We start from the raw sequence: 17,306 nt of genomic DNA on the forward strand, positions 1-17,306 counted from the left end.
GAACGCTCGACCCCGACCCACCCTCGACCTCAAGACCCCAGCACAGGCCCTGAACAAATTCCTGACCAAAGTTGCTTAGACCGCTTGACTTTGGGTCGGTTTCCAGGTGGGAAACGTCACTATCGGTGATCGACATAATTCCTCGACGCCCCGGGAGAGGTGCGGGGGCCGTTGGAACACCGACAGCCGGGACATCGGGCCACTACCGGAACCGGCCCCCGGGCGCGAGACGGACCGACCGCAACAACCCGCCCCTTTGATGCGTCTTTCCGGCCGTCAGGCCGAAAACCCTGAGAGAACCGGCGCGGACCGATCTGCCCCCTTCGACAGGCTCAGGACATGCTTCGACAGGCTCAGGGAACGAAACACCCAAACCTCCACCCCCGAAGCGGCGCGAACCCGGCGTCTGTCCGTTCCCTGAGCCTGTCGAAGCATGTCCTGAGCCTGTCGAAGGGGGCAGACCAGATGCGACCGTTGCACGCGGAGAGGCATCACCGGGGCCGCGTCACGCTTCCAGCAGCGCGACCGCGTGCTCCTCGACCCAGGCGATCTCCCGGGCGGGCTCACCTGACCAGCGACCGACCTGCCCCCTCTTGGCTCCGAGGAGGTGCCGACCGACGAACACAACGCGCAGGATCGGACCGACCATCGCGGGAATACGCGCGGCCCCGGCGAACTGGCTGGGGCCGCGATCCCCGTACCGCTCAGCGGGACCCCGGGTGGCGCTGCTCCCGGAGCGGAGTCGGCTCGCCGGGTCGCGGGGTCGGGTCGGCGGACAGCGGTCGGGTGAGCAGGACGAAGGTGGCGGCGGCGGTGGACGGCAGCCGGTAGCGGTAGTCGAAGCCGTCGACCGGCAGCGGCAGGGTCGCCGTCGACGGGCGCCGGTTGTAGCTCCCGATCACCGTGCCGACGCCGGGCAGTTCGGCGGTCCGGGTGATCACCCCGTGATCGACCCCGGTGCCGGCGGCCGGCGCTGATCCGACGGTCCGGCTCAGCCCGAACTCCGTGATCGACCACCAACTGCCGGCCGATCCCTCGCCGACGATCCGCAGCTGCCGGGTGGTGGTCCGCGGCAGCGGGATGATCATGGTCCCGGAGCTGCCGCGACCGCGGGCGATCGGGGTCCAGTCCGCGCCGTCGTCGGAGATCTCGACCCGGTAGGCCCGGACGTAGTCGCCGAGATTGCTGCCGACCGACAGCCGGAGCTGGTCGAAGGTCCGCGGCTCGCCGAGGTCGAAGCGGACCCATTGTCCCGGCGCCTGGCCGGTGCCGGAGCTCCAGCGCGTACCCTCGTCGCCGTCCAGCATCCGTGCGGCCGATCCCTCCTCCTCGGTGTGCGACGCGGCCGCCTGCCACCCCGTCCGCGCCAGCGGCTCGGTGTCGCCGGTCGGTTGCAGCGACGCTCCGTACGGCAGCGAGTAGCCCAGCCAGTCGGAGCCGATCTTCACCTGGTTCAGCTGGGCCGCGGTCTCGGCCGACACGGTCTGGGTCAACCGGCCGCCCGGCGTGCCGGCCGGGCCACGACCGAAGTCGAGATCGACCGACCCGAGGTCGGCCGGATCCGCGGGCGGCACCTGATCACCGCCGGTCCAGCGGTAGGTCGCCGCGGCGCCGGCAGGCAACGTGTGCCGGGCCTCCCGATCGCCGAGCCGGATGATCACCGTGCGATCCTCGGTCGATCCGTTGTGCGCGATCATGGCCGTGCTGCCGTCAGGATTGCGGAACGCGACGTTGATCACTTGGTCGGCCGGCACCGAGGATGCGAGCCGCACCGCTCCCGGCCGGACGAACTTGCTGGCATGGCCGAGCGCCCAGTATTCGAGCTCCTTGTCCACCGTCCCGTCGTTCACCGTGACCACGCCGCGACAGTTCGTACAACCGCCGATGTAGGGGCCGTGATCTTGATCCAGGGCGAGATTCCACAAGATCACCGACTGGCCCCAGTTGCGCGGCGCGCCGATCACCGATCCCATCGTCTGCCGGAAGGCCTCGACCTCCTCGCCCTGCCAGCCGCCGCCCGAGCACTCGGTCAGGAACGCCTGCGCCCGTGGATAGTTGTTGTGGGACAGCGATTGCGCGCCGACGGTGCCGCCATAGCAGTGCCAGGCGGTGCCGGGGACGTAACGGGCCGCGCGACGATCATGCTGTAGCGCCTCGGGATAGTCGGTGATGTCCCAGTTGTGGTCGTAGCCCAGGATCGTCGTGTCCAGCCCGGCCTTGCCGATCGCCGGCCCGAGCTGATCACCGATGAAGGCGGCGGCCTGATCCGGCAGCATCCCCAGGCCGGGATAGTCGGCCGGCTCGTACAGCGGCTCGTTCTGCGCCGAAACGTAGTCCACCGGCACCCCGGCCGCGCGATACTCCTGCAGGAACTTGACGAAATACCGGGCGTACGCCGCGTGATAGTGGCTCAGCAGCGAGCCGGTGATCATCGAATCGCTGTCCTTCATCCAGCCCGGAGCGCTCCAGGGTGTGGCCATGATCGACAGCTCGGGGTTGAGCTTCAGCGCCTCCCGCAGCCGTGGCAGCAGATACTTCCGATCATGATCGATGCTGAAGTCGGACAGGTCCGGATCCGTCTCGCCCGCCGGCTGATCGTCGTAGGAGTACGCCTGCTCCACCGCGAAATCCGATGCTCCCATCGGCTGCCGGAGCATGGACAACCCGATCCCGTCCTCGGCCGAGAAGAGTTCCCGCATGATCTTCTGCCGCGCCGCCGACGAGAGTTTCTTGCTCAGCACCCAGCCGGAGCTGTCGGTCAGCGACGCGCCGAACCCGGTCATCCGCTGATACGACCTCGTCGGGTCGACCGTGAGCACGGTCCCTGAGCCGGTCGCAGGGTCGGCCCACAACAGATCGTCCTGCCGGGCCAGCCGTTCGTCGGAGTTGAGATCGGTCAGCCAGACCTGGACCTCGGATTCCGGCTCGGCCTCGGCCGTCGCCGGCAGGACGGCGACGATCATCCCGACGGCGATCAACAGGATCAACGGACAACGGCGCGCGACGACCATCCCGCACTCCCCTCCGCACCGGCGCGGGCCCCCGCGGCAGGCACTTCGTCGTGCACGCCCTCGCTGGCGGCACTTCTGCGGGTCACGGTGCCATCCCGAGCCCGCCGTGTCCAGACTCGTTCCCTGAGCCTGTCGAAGGGTCCGAGCGTTGTGAGGTTCAGCCGGCCTGCCCTTCGACAGGCTCAGGGAACGGACCGGCTCAACAGATCAGGCCGCGCTTGCTCCGGGCGGAGTGGGCGGTCGGGTCGAGGCCGATCCAGCGCGGGTCGACCTCTTCGGTGGCCCGTTGATAGCGCGAGTCGGAGGAGAGCCGGATCCGGTCGGCGTTGTTGTCCAGGCCGAGGTGCACGGTGAAGATCGTGAACGTCAGCAGGTCGCCGGCCCGGTAGTCGGCGGTCAACCAGCGCAGCCGGTGGAACCGGCCGAAGTCGGCCGGCTCGCGGGTCAGCACGCCGTCCCAGGTCAGGCCGTCGGTCGCGGCGATCCTGGCAGCTTGATCATCGTCTTCGCAGTAGGTGTCGACGTCGCGGGTGCCGTAATCGCCGGTCACGTCGTCCAGCCGGTGCGATCCCTCCAGCACGGCGACTCCACCGAGGGTGCGGTCGATGTCGCCCAGCGGGGTCCAGGCGGTCATCAGGTCGAGCGTGCCACGATTCATGAACACGCTGTCCATGTGCGGCGGCGTCGCCTTGCCGGGCGGCACCGCGCGCAGCCAGGTGTAGTCGAAGTGGCGTACGTCGGCGGCGAAGATCCGGTGATAGAGGTCGGCCATCCGGTCGCCGTAGAGCAGGTGCTGCAGCGGCTCGCTGTCCCGGGCCGCCTCGTGCAGCGACCGCGGCCGGAAGTCGTCGCCGGGGATCGCCCGATCCGTCTCGGTGCCGGGCCGGAACGCGCCGTCGGCGGCCATCACATTGAGGATCGAGCCGCGCGCGGCGCGCACCTCGTCGGGGTCGAAATAGCCGGGCAGGAACAGGTAGCCGTCCGTGGCGAGCCGGGCGCGCAACTCGTCGGCGTCGGCCACGGCGTCGATCGAGGACCGCAGTTCGCCGACCTCCAGCGGTGCGCCCTGAGCTGTGACCGTCGGTGTCGTGGCAGTGATCATGAAAGGACGCTAACCCGATCCCGGCCCGTAGCGTTGTCCGGTTTGACCCCGGGACTTGCACTTCCTGGCACGTCCCGGCGGCGTCCACGTACCCTTCCCCCATGAGCGCCGGCCCGCAGTTGCGGTTCCCGCACCCGCTGCTGTTGCCGCGGATCGGCCGGATCTCGATGACCGGCCGGGTGCCGCAGACCAAGGCCTGGCCGGCGGATCAGCCGCTGCGCACGTTGGGCAGCTATGCCGTGGTCTACCTGCTCGCCGGCGAGGGGCGCTACGTCGACGGCGCCGGCCGGAACCGGCACGTCAGCACCGGTGATCTGATCTTGCTCTTCCCCGACCTGCCGCACCGCTACGGGCCGCCGGCCGGGGAGTTCTGGGATCATCTGTACGTCGTCTTCGACGGCCCGGTGTTCGATCTCTGGCGGGCCAACGGCCTGCTGGACGAGCACCGGCCGGTCTGCCACGTGCCGCCGGTGCAACGTTGGATGCAGCGGTTCGCCGAGCTGGTGTTCCTGGACGAGGCCACGACTCCGGGCGCGGTGCTGCAGGACATCGCCCGGCTGCAACTCTTGATCGCCGACGCCCTGGCCGCCTCGACGGCCGACGGACCGGGCAGCACCGATGATCAACTCTGGCTGGCCCGGGCGACCGCGCTGCTCGCCGCCGATCTCGGCAACCCGGACTCGCTGCCCGACGTCGCCGCGACGCTCGGCCTGTCCTATGACGGGTTCCGCAAGCGGTTCCGGCGGCTGGCCGGGGTGACCCCGTCCCGGTATCGCAGCCAGCGCCGGCTGGACCGCGCCTGCGAGTTGATCATCGCCGGTGATCACACCGACCGGGAGATCTCCGCCCGGCTCGGCTTCGCCAGTGAATCCCATTTCTCGCACCGGTTCCGGCAGCTGATCGGCAGCTCACCGCGGGAGTTCCGGGCCGCGGCCGCGGCCAGCGGCATGGGCGGCGGCTCCGAGCGGTCGGCCCGGACCAGGCCGGTCAGGCGTCGGCCGCGGTGAGCACCGTGGCTGCCTCGAGCTGACTCCCCGGCTCGGGCCGGTCGACGTGGGCGATCGCCCGGCGGCCGATCACCAGCACGCCGATGGCGATGATCATCGCGGCACCGCCGAACCAGTACGGACCGCCGGCGCCGAAGCGGGCCGCGATCGTGCCGGCGACCGCCGGGGCCAGCGCACCGCCGAAGAACCGGATCCCGGAGTAGGTCGACGAGGCGACCTGGCGCGGCAGCTCGGTGGCCAGCATCACCGACTCGGTGAGCACGGTGTTCATCACACCGAGGAACAGGCCGGCGACGATCACCCCGACGACCAGGGCCGCCAGGCTCGCGGTGGCCAGGGCCATGATCATCAGATCGGCGCCGAGCAACGCCAGCATCACGTACAACACCGGTTGCCGACCGAACCGCCGGGTCAGCGGCGGGGCGACGAAGACCGAGGTGATCGCGACGCAGAGACCCCAACCGAAGAAGACCAGGCCGAGCTCGTGCGCGCCGAACTCGGCGACGCCGGCGGCGTGCGCGGCCGCCTCCAGCGGGAACGGGCTGTACGCCAGCAGCGCGAAGAAGCCGAAGTTGTAGAACAGCGCGCCGATCCCGAGGGTGAGCAACGCCGGATGGCGCAGCGCCGCGAAGGTCGCCGACAACGGCACCGGCTCGGGTCGCTCGGAGTTCTTGCTCAGCAAGATCAACAGGGAGATCAGGCCGAGGGCCATCAGCACCGCGGTGCCGAAGAACGGGCCGCGCCAGGAGATGCTGCCCAGGGCGCCGCCGAGCAGTGGCCCGGTCGCGATGCCCAGGCCGAGCGCCGCCTCGTACAGGATGATCGCGTTGTCCACCCCGCCGCTGGCGGCACCGACGATGGTGGCCAGCGCGGTCGAGATGAACAGCGCGTTGCCCAGGCCCCAGCCGGCCCGGAAGCCGATGATCGTGCCCACCCCGTCGGAGGCACCGGCCGCCGCCGCGAAGATCACGATCAGGGCGAGCCCGATCAGCAATGTCAGCTTGGCGCCGAGCCGGCTGGAGACGAAACTGGTGAAGAACATGGCCAGGCCGGTGATCAACAGATAGCTGGTGAACAGCAGCATCGCCTCCGACGGCGTCGCCCCGAGTTCATGGCTGATCGCCGGCAGGATCGGGTCCACCAGGCCGATGCCCATGAACGCGATCACACAGGAGAACGCGACAGCCCAGACGGCCTTGGGCTGTCGCAGGATCTGGCTGAACCCGGCTGCTGAATGGGTCCTGCTCACCTGGCGGCTCCTTCGAAGTTCGGGATTGGTTCCGAATCTCAGGATACATAGTTAAGCTAAGTTTCTCAATCTGACACCACCGTCCTAGACTGCGATCATGATCACGACCGAGCTCACCGATCCGATCGGGATCCGGGTCACCCCGGACCGACCGTCCGACACCGCCGTGCTGGTGCTGGCCGGATCCAGCGGCCGGGTCGAGACGGCCCGGGCCGAGCTGCTGGCCCGGTCCGGGGCGGTCGCGGAGAGCATCCGCTGGTTCGGCGGACCCGGCCAGCAGCCGGGCCCGTGGGAGGTCCCGGTCGAGCTGTTCCAGTCCCGGGTCGCCGAGCTCCGTACTCTGGCCGACCGGGTCGTGATCTTGGGTACGTCGTTCGGCGCCGAGGCCGCGTTGATCACAGCGGCGTACACGCCCGAGGTCGACGCGGTGATCGCGTTCGCGCCAACGGATGTGGTGTGGGCCGGGATCCGGCCGGAGGGCGGGCAGACCTCGCATTGGACAGTGGCCGGCGCGGCGCTGCCGTACATCTCGTTCGTCGAGGACTGGCGGCCGGACACCGACCCGCCCGCCTACCGCGAGCTCTACCGGACCTCGTGGGAGCACGCCGACCCCGGGGGTCGGGCCGCGGCCGAGATCCCGGTCGAACGGATCCCGCGCATCCTCCTCGTGGCCGGCGGTGACGACCAGGTCTGGCCGTCGGTTGATCATGCTCACCGGATCGCCCAGCGGCGCCGCGCCGTGGGCCGGGACACCATGATCGTTTCCGCGCCGGAGGCCGGGCACCGGACGATCCTGCCGGGCGAGACCGCCGTCGTCGGCGGTCAGGCGATGGCCCGTGGCGGCACCCCGGAGGCCGATGCCGCGCTCGGCGAGCGGGCCTGGCCCAAGATCACCGAGCTGCTCGGCCGGCCCGGGTAGACCGGTCAGAGATCGTTGGTGGCGAACGTGTCGCAGGTCTTCGGGTCGCCCGACTGGTAGCCGGTGCTGAACCAGCGGACCCGTTGGGTGCTGGAGCCGTGGGTCCAGCCGTCGGAGTTGCTGCCGGAGAGCCGGTCGTCCCCGATCGCCTTCGCGGTGGTGATCACGTCATCGATCTGGTCCCTGGTGATCGGCTCCAGCATGGCGTCGGGGCCGTCGTCGGCCCGGTTCGCCCAGACGCCGGCATAGCAGTCGGCCTGCAACTCCAGCCGGACCGAGCCGGACTTCGCCCCCTTGGATCCCAGCCGCCGAGCCTGCTCGTCCGCGCCCAACAGATGCTGCACATGGTGGCCGAACTCGTGGGCGACCACGTACTCCTGCGCCAGCGGACCGTTGCTGCCACCAAGCTGCTGCTGCAGCGTTTCGAAGAAGCTCGGATCGAAGTACGCGGTCTGGTCCGCCGGACAATAGAACGGGCCGACCGCCGAGGTCGCCGACCCGCAGCCACCGGTGTCGACCGAGCCGGCGAAGATCACCGCCTGCGGAGCCTGATAGCCCGACACCAAACCGGGCCAGACCTTGTTCAAGCTGTTCGTGGTGGCAACGATCCGGCACACCGTGTCCGTGTTCGCCTTCTCGATCGTGCAACTCTCGATCTGCTGATCGATCTCACTACTGTCACTGCCCCGGCTGCCGACATCTTCCGTCGCGTAGTCCCCGGCCCCGCCGAGGAGGTCGGACGGATCGATGCCGAAGACCAGTGCGGCGATCACCACGACCACCAGCCCGACCCCACCGCCGATCGCCACCCGGCCACCGCGACGGCCGCCGCCGCGGCCGGATACCCCGCCGGTGTCCAGCGGACCGTCACTTCGGAACGTCATGACGAGAGCGTACGGTCTCGGGCTCGATCGGGGGGTTCCAGTCGGTCTGGCTTCTTCTATCTTTCGGGTCATCCCGCGGTGGGGTCTGGGGGTCTGTGCGCGGGCAACCATCCGCCCGCGAGCAAGTCATGGGTGCCGCTGCCGCGACACTGCGTTCGCGGGCTCCCGCCAGGCCCGTCCACGCCCGCGCACAGACCCCCAGACCCCACCGCTCCCTTGGGAGCGAGTGCATGTTTTCCGCCTCAGCCGAGCGGAACCCTGGTCGCTACGACTGCCAAACCGAGCGCTTGGACTGATCACGAGGGCTTGTTCCGTTCCCTGAGCTTGTCGAAGGGCAGACCAGGTGACCTGCCGCGATCATCGATGCATCGGACTTGCCCAGCGGCAGGGTCGAGAACTCGGTCCGCTCAGACAGCGGACTCAATGATCTTGTGTGCCCGTCCATGCCTACATCCTCGTTCGTCAGAATGGGGAAGATCCGGCCGGGAGTACCCGGCGAGATCTTCCCCGTTCCGCTGCTGCCAGGCGCGCCGGACCAGCGACCGAGTCCCTCAGTCGTTCCAGCTCGCCAACCCGGGCTGATCGGGCAGGGGGTAGCAGCCGTCGATCAAGGAGATGGGACTGTTGTCGGGCAGGAGTCCACTCTCGACGTAGATCGTGTTGGGCAGGGCGGCGAGGACATGGATGTGGGCACCACCGCCGTGCGAGGCGTACGGGATATTGAAGCCGGCCGCCATCAGTCCGATCTCGTAGCAGTCGGTGATCCCACCGGCCCGCCGAAGATCAGGTTGCACGATGCCGACACCGCCACCCTCGATCAGCTCCCGGAACGACGCCTGACCATAACGGTTCTCACCGGTGGCGATCGGGATGTCGAGCTTCTCGGCCAGCTTGATGTGACTGGCCGTATCGGCGGCAGGCAAGGGCTCCTCGAACCAGCGGCAGCCCAGGTCCTCGTACACCCGACCACGGCGCAGGGCTTCGGTGTAGTCGAAGGCCTGATTGGCGTCGACCATCAGGGCCGCGTCGTCGCCGATGATCTTGCGGACGGCGCCGACCCGTTCAAGATCTTCGCTCAGGGGGCCGCCGCCCACCTTGACCTTGACGCCCCGAAAGCCCTGCTCCATGGCCTTGGCGCTGACGCGTTCCAGGCCGGCGATGTCGAGCTCCAGCCAGCCGACCATGGCGTAGGTCGGGATGGCCGACCGTTGCGCGCCGAGCAGCCGCCAGACCGGGACTCCCAGCGCCTTGCCCTGAAGATCCCACAGGGCCTGGTCGATCGCCGCCATGCCGAAGGTCGACAAGCCTTGGGTGCCCTGATAGTCGGTCAAGGAGCGGAGCCGCGATCGGATGCCGCGGATGAACGCGGGATCCTCGCCGATGATCTCCGGTGCCAGCTGCCGCTCGATGATCATGGCGAGCACGTCCGGCGAGCTTGCCTCGCGGCCGAAGTAGATCCGGCTCCGGCCGGTCACGCCGTCGTCGGTCTCGATCGTTACCGTCGTGTGGCCGTTGCGATCCAGCAGCTGGATCGCATCCCGGACCGCGTGGCCCTTGGCTTCGGAGGCCGCGGTGACCTCCACCTTGGTGATCTTCATCAGCCCTGCCCGGCGAGGATCGCGTTGACCTGGTCGGCGACGCTGCCCAGGGCGTCGGCCGCCGTGCGCTTGCCGCTCCAGACGTCGTCCAGCACCGGGCGATAGACGCCGCGGGCCTGCTGGATGTATTCGCTGAAGTTCTCGTTCACGGCGTGATCCAGGGCATCGATCGCCACCGGCAGGTTCTCCGGTGCCTTGTCGTCCGGTTCGAAGAGGGCGCCGGCGCTCTTGCTCACCGGGATGAACCCGCGGGACTTCGCGAAGGCGGCCGACGCCTCCTCCCCGACGCAGTACTTCAGGAACTCCCAGGCCTTGTCCGGATCCTTGGAATCCTTGGGGATGGCGAGCACCGTCATCGTGTTCACCGTGGTCCGGCTGACCTTCTTCGGCACCGGGCGGATGTCCCAGTTCACCGTCGCGTTCTCGCGCAGCCACGGCACGCTGCTGGTCAGCGCCAGCATCATCGCGACCTTGCCGGTGCCGAGTTGGCTCTGCTGCCAGTTCGGCGTGTTCTCGCCGGCGGTGATCGTCGCGAAGTCGGGGTGCACCTTGTGCTTCAGAGCAAGATCAGCAACCCACTGTACGGCCTCCGCGCCCGGCCCCTCGGCCAACGTGAACCTGGTGCCGTCCTTGGAATAGATCCCGTCGCTGCCGTTGCTGGTGGTGAAGACCGTCTCCAGCGAAGTGTCCGGGAAGACCAGACAGCCGTACCGCTCGCCTGGCCGGTTGAGCTCCTTGGCCGCGGCCAGGAAGTCGTCCCAGGTCCAGCCGTCGTCGTTCCAGTCGGTGCTGGGCAGGTCGATGCCGGCCTCCTCGAACGCATCCACGTTGACGTAGATCACGCCCGGGTTGGTCATGATCGGCCAGGCGGCGTGCTCTCCCCCGGGCTGCTTGGCGAAGTTGAACGCGACCGGGTAGTAGTCCTCGGGCTTGATGCCGTCCTTGTCCAGGTACGGCTTCAGGTCGAGCAGGGAACCCTCGGCGAAGTAGCCCTTCACGTAGTCGTCGTTGATCCTGATCAACTCCGGCGGAGCGCCCGACGCCAGCACGGTCCGGAGCTTCGCCTCGAAGTCGTCGCCGCCCGGGACGTTCTGCAGGTCGAGCGTGGTGCCGGTCGATTCGGCCCACTTGGTGACGGCCGTGGCCAGTGGCGAGCCCTCCGCCGCATCCCAGGTGAGGAAGGAGAAGGTGCCGTCACCGCCGCCGGCTCCCCCGGAGTTGCAGGCGGTCAGGGCGCCGCCGAGCAGGCCGGCACCGGCGACGGCCCCGAGCCCGGACAGCAGGGTCCGACGGCTGAATGCTGATGTGGTCATGGTGTGATTCCTTTCGGCCGGGACGAGCGACGTGGCTCGGCCGGTCGGTCCGAAGTGGTGTGGCGGTGATGCGGTGCGAAGTTGATCTGTTCGATCATGATCACGCCGTCCGAAGGCGGGCGATGACCGCGTCGTCCAACTCGACGCCGAGGCCGGGCAGCTCGTGCGGCGTGATCACGCCGTCGACCGGAAGCAGCGGGTTGGTCCAGATCGGGGTGTCATCGAGGATCGGATTGTGCTCGATGTTGTATTCCTGCGGATAGACGCACGCCGGGGTGCTGACCCAGACGTGGGCGTGTGCCGCGGTGCCGACCGTCTGCTGGGTGTTGTGGACGGTGATCGGCTTGGTGTACGTGTCGGCAAGAACGGCGATCTTCTTCAGTTCGGTGATGCCGCCGCACTTGATCACGTCGGGCTGCAGGATGTCGACCCGGCCGACGGTGATCAGATCGCGGAACTGCCAGCTGCTGTATTCCTGCTCGCCGACCGCGATCGGGATGTCGACCGTGTCGGCCAGTCGCGCGTAGGCCTCGTAGTCGTGCGCGGCCAACGGCTCCTCGAAGTGCCAGACGCCGAGCTCTTCGAGCGCGCGGGCGATCTTGACCGCGGTGTGCGGATAGTACGCGTTGTTGACGTCGACCATGATCGGGAAGCCGTCACCGACCGACTCCCGGACGGCGGTGACCGTGGCCACGGTCTGATCGAACCCGTCGTCGTGCATCCACGGCGTCGCCGAGTGGATCTTGTAACCGTGGAAGCCTTGTTCCTTGAACGAGAGCGCCCGATCGGCCTCCTGCTCCGGCGTCAGGCTGCGCGACATCGAGCTCGCGTACACCTTGGTGCCCGACCGGTACTTGCCGCCGAGCAGCTTGTAGACCGGCTGCCCGGTCGCCTTGCCCAGCAGGTCCCACAGCGCGATGTCGACGCCGGCGATCGCGTTCAGCTGGGCGCCGCCCGGCCCGAGCTTGAACGGCTTCGTGTACATCCGCCGCCACAGCCGCTCGATGTCGGTCGCCTCCTCGCCGACCAGCAGCGGCGCGAGCACCGTCGTGACGACCGAGTGGGTGACACTCGCCTTCATCGGGCTGACCTCGCCGATGCCGACCAGTCCCTCGTCGGTGTGCACCTTGACGAAGTGCAGCCGGTCGAGCAGCACGATCGACTCGACTTCGGTGATGATCATCGAGCGGTCATCCTTTCAGGCCGGACATCGTGATGCCCTGGACGAAGTAGCGCTGGGCCAGCAGGAAGATCAACAACGGCGGCAGGATGGTCAACGTGGCGGCCGCCATCATCAGGTTGGTCTGGGTGAAGTATTCGCCGCGGAACAGCGCCAGTGCGATCGGCATGGTCTGCAACCGGGTCGAATTGACGAAGATCAACGGGCCGAAGAGATCGTTCCAGGACGCCATGAACGTCATCACGCCGACCGCGGCCAGGGCCGGCTTCACCTGCGGCAGCATGATCCGCCAGAATATCCCGAACGTCGAGGCACCGTCCAGCTTGCCGGCCTCCTCGAGCTCCATCGGCACGCCCCGGAAGGCCTGCCGGAGCAGGAAGGTGCCGAAGACCGGGGTCAGCACCTGCGGCACCCACAGCGGCAGGTGGGTGTCGATCCAGCCGAGCTCGCGGAACAGCATGTACTGCGGCACCAGGTAGACCATGCTCGGGATCATCGCCGTCGACAGCAGCAGCGCGAACGCGGCGCCCTTGAAGGCGAAGTTGAGCCGGGCGAACGCGTAGCCGGCCATCGAGGCGAACAGCAGCAGGAAGCCGACGTTCAGCGCGGCCAGCTTCACGCTGTTCAGGAAGTACGGCAGCAGCCCGTCGGCCGCGGCCGTGTAGTTGGACCACAGCACCGACGACGGGAACAGCGTCGGCGGGCTCTGCAGCACTTCGTTCTCGGGCTTCAGCGACGCGCTGACCATCCAGATCAACGGAGTGGCGAACAAGATCGCCAGCACGATCAACAGCACGTAGACGAAGACCCGCTGACCGACGTTGCGGGGCCCTCGCCGGCGGAGCGTGCTCCGACCGGATCGGGCCGCCGCGACGCCGCGCCCCCACCCCTTCGCGACCGGTGCCGGCCGGAGATCAGTTGTCATAGTGCACCCACCGCTTCTCGCCCTTCCATTGGATGAAGGTGATCACCGCGATGATCGCGAACAGCACCCAGCCCATCGCCGAGGCGTAGCCGAGCCGGCCCTCGCCGAATGCGGCCGAATAGATCTTGTAGATGAACACCTGGGTGGCGTTGTTCGGGCCGCCGGAGGTCATCACATAGATGATCCCGAAGACCTGGAACGACGAGATGAACTGCATGATCGAGAGGAAGAACAGGTTCGGGGTCAGCAGCGGCAGGGTGACCGACCAGAACCGGCGCCAGGGCGAGGCCCCGTCGACGATTGCCGCCTCCAGCAGGGAGGCGTTGATCGACTGCAGGCCGGCGAGCAGGATCACCATCGGATAGCCGACGCCCTGCCAGACCGCCACGATGATCACCGCGACCAGCGCGGTGTTGGAGTCGGAGAGCCAGCCCGGGGCGGGCAGTCCGACGCTCCGCAACAGGGCGTTGATCAAGCCGTTGTTGGGCTCGTACAACCAGAACCAGACGAAGCCGATCGCCACCACGTTGGTGATCGCCGGGGAGTAGTACAGGGTCCGGAACAGGCCGACCCCGACCACCTTCTGGTTGCACAGCATGGCCAGGGCGAGCCCGATGCCGATCGAGGCGACGACCACGGCGACCGTGAACACCGCGGTGTGCCAGAGCGAGCTGTAGAAGTCGGGATCGTCGGTGAACAGCCGGGTGTAGTTCTCCAGGCCGAGGAACTTCGGAGCCCGGAGGCCGGTCCAGTTGGTCAGCGAGACGCCGAGCGACGCGATCACCGGCGCGATCTGGAAGAACAACACGCCACCGATCACCGGGCCGGCGAACAGCCAGCCGGCCAGGTTCTGTCGTTTTGATCGCGGACGCCGCCTCGGTGCGCCGGGCCCCGACGCGAGCGGCTGCGGTCGCATCACTGTGCTGGTCATGATGCCTGCGACGGCTCCTCACGGACTTGTTGTTGATGTTGGTCGAACGCCTTGCGCAGCCGTGACCGGGACGCGGCCAGGTGCGCGGCCATCGCCGCGGTCGCCGCCTCGCTGTCCCGGGTCCGGATCGCGGTGATGATCCGGTCGTGCTCGGTGAGCGCGTCCTCGGTGACCGAGGAATCGCGGAGCAGCCGGAACAGCTGCAGATGCGCATGGAGCTTGGCGAAGATCTCGCTGAAGTAGCCGTTGCCGGTCGCGTCGATCAGCGCCCGGTGCAACTCGGCGTCGGACCGGGCGAACGCGCCGTAGGACAACTCGCCCGACTCGTAGCCGTCCCGCATCTCCGCGGCCAACCGGGTGATTGTCTCGATCTGGCCGCGTTGGTGCCTTCCCGCGGCCAGCCCGGAGCAGAACGGCTCGATCAGGAAGCGGGCCTCGAACAGGTCCTCGAAGCGCGCCGCCGACAGTCGAGGGGTAGCAGAATATCCGATCAGATGCTTCTTCTCGACCAGATCCTCGGCCTCCAGCCGAAGCAGCGACTCCCGGACGGGTGTCTGCGACACCCCGAGTTGACGGCTGATCGCGTCCACCCGGATCCGCTGGCCGGGCTCGATCTCACCGTCGATCAACATGGCCAGAAGGCGTTCATAGATGCGATCGCTGACGCTCGTCCGCTCGGTCCGTTCGTCGTCCGGCGCTTCGCCCATTTCGCCTCCTTGCTGTTCGGGTCGACCTCGATGGCTTGCTGATCGTATCTGATCTGATTTATGGTGACAATGCTTTCAGATCAAGATCCGATCAACCAGGAGGCACCGTCGTGCGGGTTCCCCTTGCCACCGCTCGGGCATTGGCCACCGAGGTCCTGGTCGGCGCCGGTGTCTCGGCCCGCCATGCGGCGCAGCAGGCCGCGGTGCTGGTCGACGCCGAGGCGCGTCAGGTCCCGTCGCACGGTCTGTTACGGCTGCCGCGACTGGTCCGCCGGATCGCCGGCGGGGTCGCCGACCCGCGGACCTGCGGCAGTCACACCTGGCTCAGCCCGACCTATCTGCGGGTCGACGGTGAGCAGGGGCTGGGGCCGCCCGTCGCGCTGCACGCCTTGGACGCGGTGATCACCGCGGCGGAGCAGAGCGGGGTCGCCACCGCGGCGATCACCCGCAACAACCATCTGGGCATGCTCGGCTACTACGCCCGGGTCGTGGCGGGCCGCGGCCTGGCCTGTCTGGCGATGACGACCAGCGAGCCGTTGGTCCACCCGTGGGGCGGCAGCCGGGCCATGATCGGCACCAACCCGTTGGCCATCGCGGTGCCGGCCGAGCCGCAGCCGCTGGTGCTGGACATGGCCACCTCGATGATCTCGATGGGCCGGGTTCATGATCATGCTCGGCGCGGCCGCCCGCTCGACCCGGGCTGGGCGCTCGACGCCGAGGGTCGACCGACCACCGATGCGGCCGCGGCCATGGACGGCTCGCTCGCACCGTTCGGCGGCGCCAAGGGATATGCGCTGGGCCTCGCCCTCGGCGCGATCGTCAGCTTCGTCACCGGTTCGGTCCCCGATGTCGACGTACGCGGGACGCTCGACGACGAGTTCCCCAGCGGCAAGGGCGATCTGTTCATCGTGCTGAAGGGCGCGCAGCGGCCGATCGCCGACTTCCTTGATCAGATCCGGGCCACGCCACCCATCAATGGCGATCGCCCGGTCACCGTGCCCGGTGACGGCGGCGAGCGCCGGGCCCGGGCGGCACAGGACTCCGGAATCGATCTCGACGACGGGCTGTGGTCGGAGTTGCTGGCGCTCCGGGCCGCGACCGATCCCGTCGCCCGGGCCAACCGCGGACAAGCCAGCCAGGAAAGTGAGGAATCGTGTCGACTGTGAGTCCCGGATTGCTGCGGGCGCCCCGAACGGTGATCTTCGGGCCGGGCCAGCGTCAGGTGCTGGGCCGTCAGGTCGCCGGTATCGGCAAGACCGCGCTGGTCTGCACCGATCGTCGCCTCGCCGGCTCCCCCGAGCTGGCGATCATGATCGAAGACCTGAGTGATCATGGTGTGTCGGTCGCCGTCTGGTCCGAGACCGAGGCCGAGCTGCCGAGTGAGAACATCGCGACCTGTCACGCGGCGATGGCCGACCGCGGCATCGACGTCGTGATCGGCATCGGCGGCGGCAGCTGTCTCGACATGGCCAAGGCCGTCGCGCTGCTGCTGGCCCACGGCGGTCCGCTGGATCGGTACTACGGCGAATACGCGGTGCCGGGGCCGGTGCTGCCGATCGTCGCTGTGCCGACGACGGCCGGCACCGGTTCGGAGGCCACGCCGGTCTGCGTCCTGACCGACGCCCGGCGGGAGCTGAAGACCGGGATCTCCTCGCCGGAGCTGATCCCGACCATCGCGATCTGCGACCCCGAGCTGACCGTCTCCTGCCCGACCGCCCTGACCGCGAGTGCCGGTGCCGACGCGTTGACGCATCTGGTCGAATCGTTCACGGCGATCCGCCGACCGGCCACGGTGTTGAGCGAACAGCGGGTCTTCATCGGCAAGAACGCCATCAGTGATCACTACGCCCGCTGGGGTCTGCAACTGATCGCCACGGCACTGCCGGCCGCCGTCGAGGATCCGAGTGATCTTGCCGCGCGTGCCGACACGATGCTGGCCGCGAACGCCGGCGGGTTCGCCCTCGGCGTCGCCGGGACCGCGGCCGCGCACGCGCTGCAGTATCCGATCGGCGCGATCACCCATACCCCGCACGGGGTCGGAGTCGGCGTCCTGCTGCCGTACGTGATGCGCTTCAACGTGCCGGAGCGGGTCGGCGAGTTCGCCGAGATCGGCCGGCTGCTCGGGCAGTCCGCCGACAGCGAGCGCGAGCTGGCGTTGAAGGGGATCGAGGCGGTGGACGCGATCCTGACCAAGATCGGGATCCCGAAGACGCTCGCCGACATCGGCCTGACCGAAGATCGACTCGAGTACGTGGCGGAGCAGGGCCTCGTGTCGAAGCGGCTGGCGGAGAACAATCCGCGCCCGCTCGATGTCGACGCCATGCGGCAGATCGTCACCGCTGCCTACCGCGGCGATCTCACCCTGCCGTTCTGACCGCCCGGGCGTCGTTCCCTGAGCTCATCCCGATCACCGTTCCCTGAGCCTGTCGAAGGGCAGGCCCGACTCTCGCTGCGACAGTCCGCCCCACACCAGAAGGAAC

The 17,306-nt window shown here is 68.5% G+C and carries 15 protein-coding genes; 4 read left to right on the forward strand and 11 right to left on the reverse strand.

The window, feature by feature from the left end:
- Positions 1 to 505: 505 nt before the first annotated feature.
- The 3 genes from FNH24_RS31465 to FNH24_RS14465 form a co-directional block, all read right to left on the reverse strand.
- On the reverse strand, positions 506 to 649 hold the full coding sequence (locus FNH24_RS31465) for a hypothetical protein (RefSeq protein WP_161606137.1): 144 nt from the start codon (positions 647 to 649) through the stop codon (positions 506 to 508).
- A 55-nt stretch (positions 650 to 704) separates the two neighbouring features.
- Positions 705 to 3,011: a discoidin domain-containing protein gene (locus tag FNH24_RS14460; protein WP_152362916.1), complete on the reverse strand. Its 2,307-nt coding sequence runs from the start codon at positions 3,009 to 3,011 to the stop codon at positions 705 to 707.
- 199 nt (positions 3,012 to 3,210) lie between these two features.
- Complete coding sequence (locus FNH24_RS14465; RefSeq protein WP_152362917.1) at positions 3,211 to 4,113, reverse strand: phytanoyl-CoA dioxygenase family protein; 903 nt, start codon at positions 4,111 to 4,113, stop codon at positions 3,211 to 3,213.
- A 101-nt stretch (positions 4,114 to 4,214) separates the two neighbouring features.
- Between FNH24_RS14465 and FNH24_RS14470 the strand changes: the two genes are divergently transcribed.
- Positions 4,215 to 5,120: a helix-turn-helix transcriptional regulator gene (locus FNH24_RS14470; RefSeq protein WP_152362918.1), complete on the forward strand. Its 906-nt coding sequence runs from the start codon at positions 4,215 to 4,217 to the stop codon at positions 5,118 to 5,120.
- Here FNH24_RS14470 and FNH24_RS14475 read toward each other — a convergent pair.
- Positions 5,101 to 6,333: an MFS transporter gene (locus FNH24_RS14475; protein ID WP_217428240.1), complete on the reverse strand. Its 1,233-nt coding sequence runs from the start codon at positions 6,331 to 6,333 to the stop codon at positions 5,101 to 5,103. The two genes, FNH24_RS14470 and FNH24_RS14475, sit on opposite strands and share 20 nt — an antisense overlap.
- Positions 6,334 to 6,466: 133 nt before the next feature.
- On the opposite strand from FNH24_RS14475, the gene FNH24_RS14480 reads away from it, so the two are divergent.
- Positions 6,467 to 7,288 carry an alpha/beta fold hydrolase gene (locus tag FNH24_RS14480; protein ID WP_217428232.1) on the forward strand — a complete coding sequence of 274 codons (822 nt, stop codon included), beginning with the start codon at positions 6,467 to 6,469 and terminating at the stop codon, positions 7,286 to 7,288.
- 5 nt (positions 7,289 to 7,293) lie between these two features.
- On the opposite strand, the gene ypfJ is transcribed toward FNH24_RS14480, so the two are convergent.
- The 7 genes from ypfJ to FNH24_RS14515 form a co-directional block, all read right to left on the reverse strand.
- Positions 7,294 to 8,172 (reverse strand): KPN_02809 family neutral zinc metallopeptidase, encoded by an 879-nt coding sequence (gene ypfJ / locus FNH24_RS14485; RefSeq protein ID WP_152362919.1) that lies wholly within the window; start codon positions 8,170 to 8,172, stop codon positions 7,294 to 7,296.
- 551 nt (positions 8,173 to 8,723) lie between these two features.
- Entirely contained in the window at positions 8,724 to 9,770 is a 1,047-nt protein-coding gene (locus FNH24_RS14490; RefSeq protein ID WP_152362920.1) for a mandelate racemase/muconate lactonizing enzyme family protein, read from the reverse strand.
- Entirely contained in the window at positions 9,770 to 11,083 is a 1,314-nt protein-coding gene (locus tag FNH24_RS14495; protein WP_152362921.1) for an extracellular solute-binding protein, read from the reverse strand. The genes FNH24_RS14490 and FNH24_RS14495 overlap by 1 nt, the downstream gene beginning before the upstream one ends.
- A gap of 100 nt (positions 11,084 to 11,183) precedes the next feature.
- Positions 11,184 to 12,266, reverse strand: a complete 1,083-nt coding sequence (locus tag FNH24_RS14500) for a mandelate racemase/muconate lactonizing enzyme family protein (protein WP_152362922.1) — start codon at positions 12,264 to 12,266, stop codon at positions 11,184 to 11,186.
- A 7-nt stretch (positions 12,267 to 12,273) separates the two neighbouring features.
- Positions 12,274 to 13,188 carry a carbohydrate ABC transporter permease gene (locus tag FNH24_RS14505; RefSeq protein WP_152362923.1) on the reverse strand — a complete coding sequence of 305 codons (915 nt, stop codon included), beginning with the start codon at positions 13,186 to 13,188 and terminating at the stop codon, positions 12,274 to 12,276.
- Positions 13,178 to 14,119 (reverse strand): carbohydrate ABC transporter permease, encoded by a 942-nt coding sequence (locus tag FNH24_RS14510; protein ID WP_246186899.1) that lies wholly within the window; start codon positions 14,117 to 14,119, stop codon positions 13,178 to 13,180. Before FNH24_RS14510 ends, FNH24_RS14505 begins: the two co-directional genes overlap by 11 nt.
- Positions 14,116 to 14,826 carry a GntR family transcriptional regulator gene (locus tag FNH24_RS14515; RefSeq protein ID WP_152362924.1) on the reverse strand — a complete coding sequence of 237 codons (711 nt, stop codon included), beginning with the start codon at positions 14,824 to 14,826 and terminating at the stop codon, positions 14,116 to 14,118. The genes FNH24_RS14510 and FNH24_RS14515 overlap by 4 nt, the downstream gene beginning before the upstream one ends.
- Positions 14,827 to 14,936: 110 nt before the next feature.
- Between FNH24_RS14515 and FNH24_RS14520 the strand changes: the two genes are divergently transcribed.
- Together FNH24_RS14520 and FNH24_RS14525 are read left to right on the forward strand one after the other, a co-directional pair.
- Positions 14,937 to 15,992: an Ldh family oxidoreductase gene (locus FNH24_RS14520; RefSeq protein ID WP_152362925.1), complete on the forward strand. Its 1,056-nt coding sequence runs from the start codon at positions 14,937 to 14,939 to the stop codon at positions 15,990 to 15,992.
- On the forward strand, positions 15,980 to 17,200 hold the full coding sequence (locus tag FNH24_RS14525; protein ID WP_152362926.1) for an iron-containing alcohol dehydrogenase: 1,221 nt from the start codon (positions 15,980 to 15,982) through the stop codon (positions 17,198 to 17,200). Before FNH24_RS14520 ends, FNH24_RS14525 begins: the two co-directional genes overlap by 13 nt.
- Positions 17,201 to 17,306: the final 106 nt, after the last annotated feature.

The organism is Microlunatus speluncae, from assembly GCF_009299835.1.
GTDB classification, from domain to species: Bacteria; Actinomycetota; Actinomycetes; order Propionibacteriales; family Propionibacteriaceae; genus Microlunatus; species Microlunatus speluncae.

Bases quoted from the DNA above. Each gene is read 5' to 3' on its own strand.
- FNH24_RS14510 (WP_246186899.1), bottom strand. From the start codon at position 14,119: ATGACCAGCACAGTGATGCGACCGCAGCCGCTCGCGTCGGGGCCCGGC.
- FNH24_RS14515 (WP_152362924.1), bottom strand. From the start codon at position 14,826: ATGGGCGAAGCGCCGGACGACGAACGGACCGAGCGGACGAGCGTCAGC.
- ypfJ (WP_152362919.1), bottom strand. From the start codon at position 8,172: ATGACGTTCCGAAGTGACGGTCCGCTGGACACCGGCGGGGTATCCGGC.
- FNH24_RS14490 (WP_152362920.1), bottom strand. From the start codon at position 9,770: ATGAAGATCACCAAGGTGGAGGTCACCGCGGCCTCCGAAGCCAAGGGC.
- FNH24_RS14505 (WP_152362923.1), bottom strand. From the start codon at position 13,188: ATGACAACTGATCTCCGGCCGGCACCGGTCGCGAAGGGGTGGGGGCGC.
- FNH24_RS14480 (WP_217428232.1), top strand. From the start codon at position 6,467: ATGATCACGACCGAGCTCACCGATCCGATCGGGATCCGGGTCACCCCG.
- FNH24_RS14460 (WP_152362916.1), bottom strand. From the start codon at position 3,011: ATGGTCGTCGCGCGCCGTTGTCCGTTGATCCTGTTGATCGCCGTCGGG.
- FNH24_RS31465 (WP_161606137.1), bottom strand. From the start codon at position 649: ATGGTCGGTCCGATCCTGCGCGTTGTGTTCGTCGGTCGGCACCTCCTC.
- FNH24_RS14500 (WP_152362922.1), bottom strand. From the start codon at position 12,266: ATGATCATCACCGAAGTCGAGTCGATCGTGCTGCTCGACCGGCTGCAC.
- FNH24_RS14465 (WP_152362917.1), bottom strand. From the start codon at position 4,113: ATGATCACTGCCACGACACCGACGGTCACAGCTCAGGGCGCACCGCTG.
- FNH24_RS14495 (WP_152362921.1), bottom strand. From the start codon at position 11,083: ATGACCACATCAGCATTCAGCCGTCGGACCCTGCTGTCCGGGCTCGGG.
- FNH24_RS14470 (WP_152362918.1), top strand. From the start codon at position 4,215: ATGAGCGCCGGCCCGCAGTTGCGGTTCCCGCACCCGCTGCTGTTGCCG.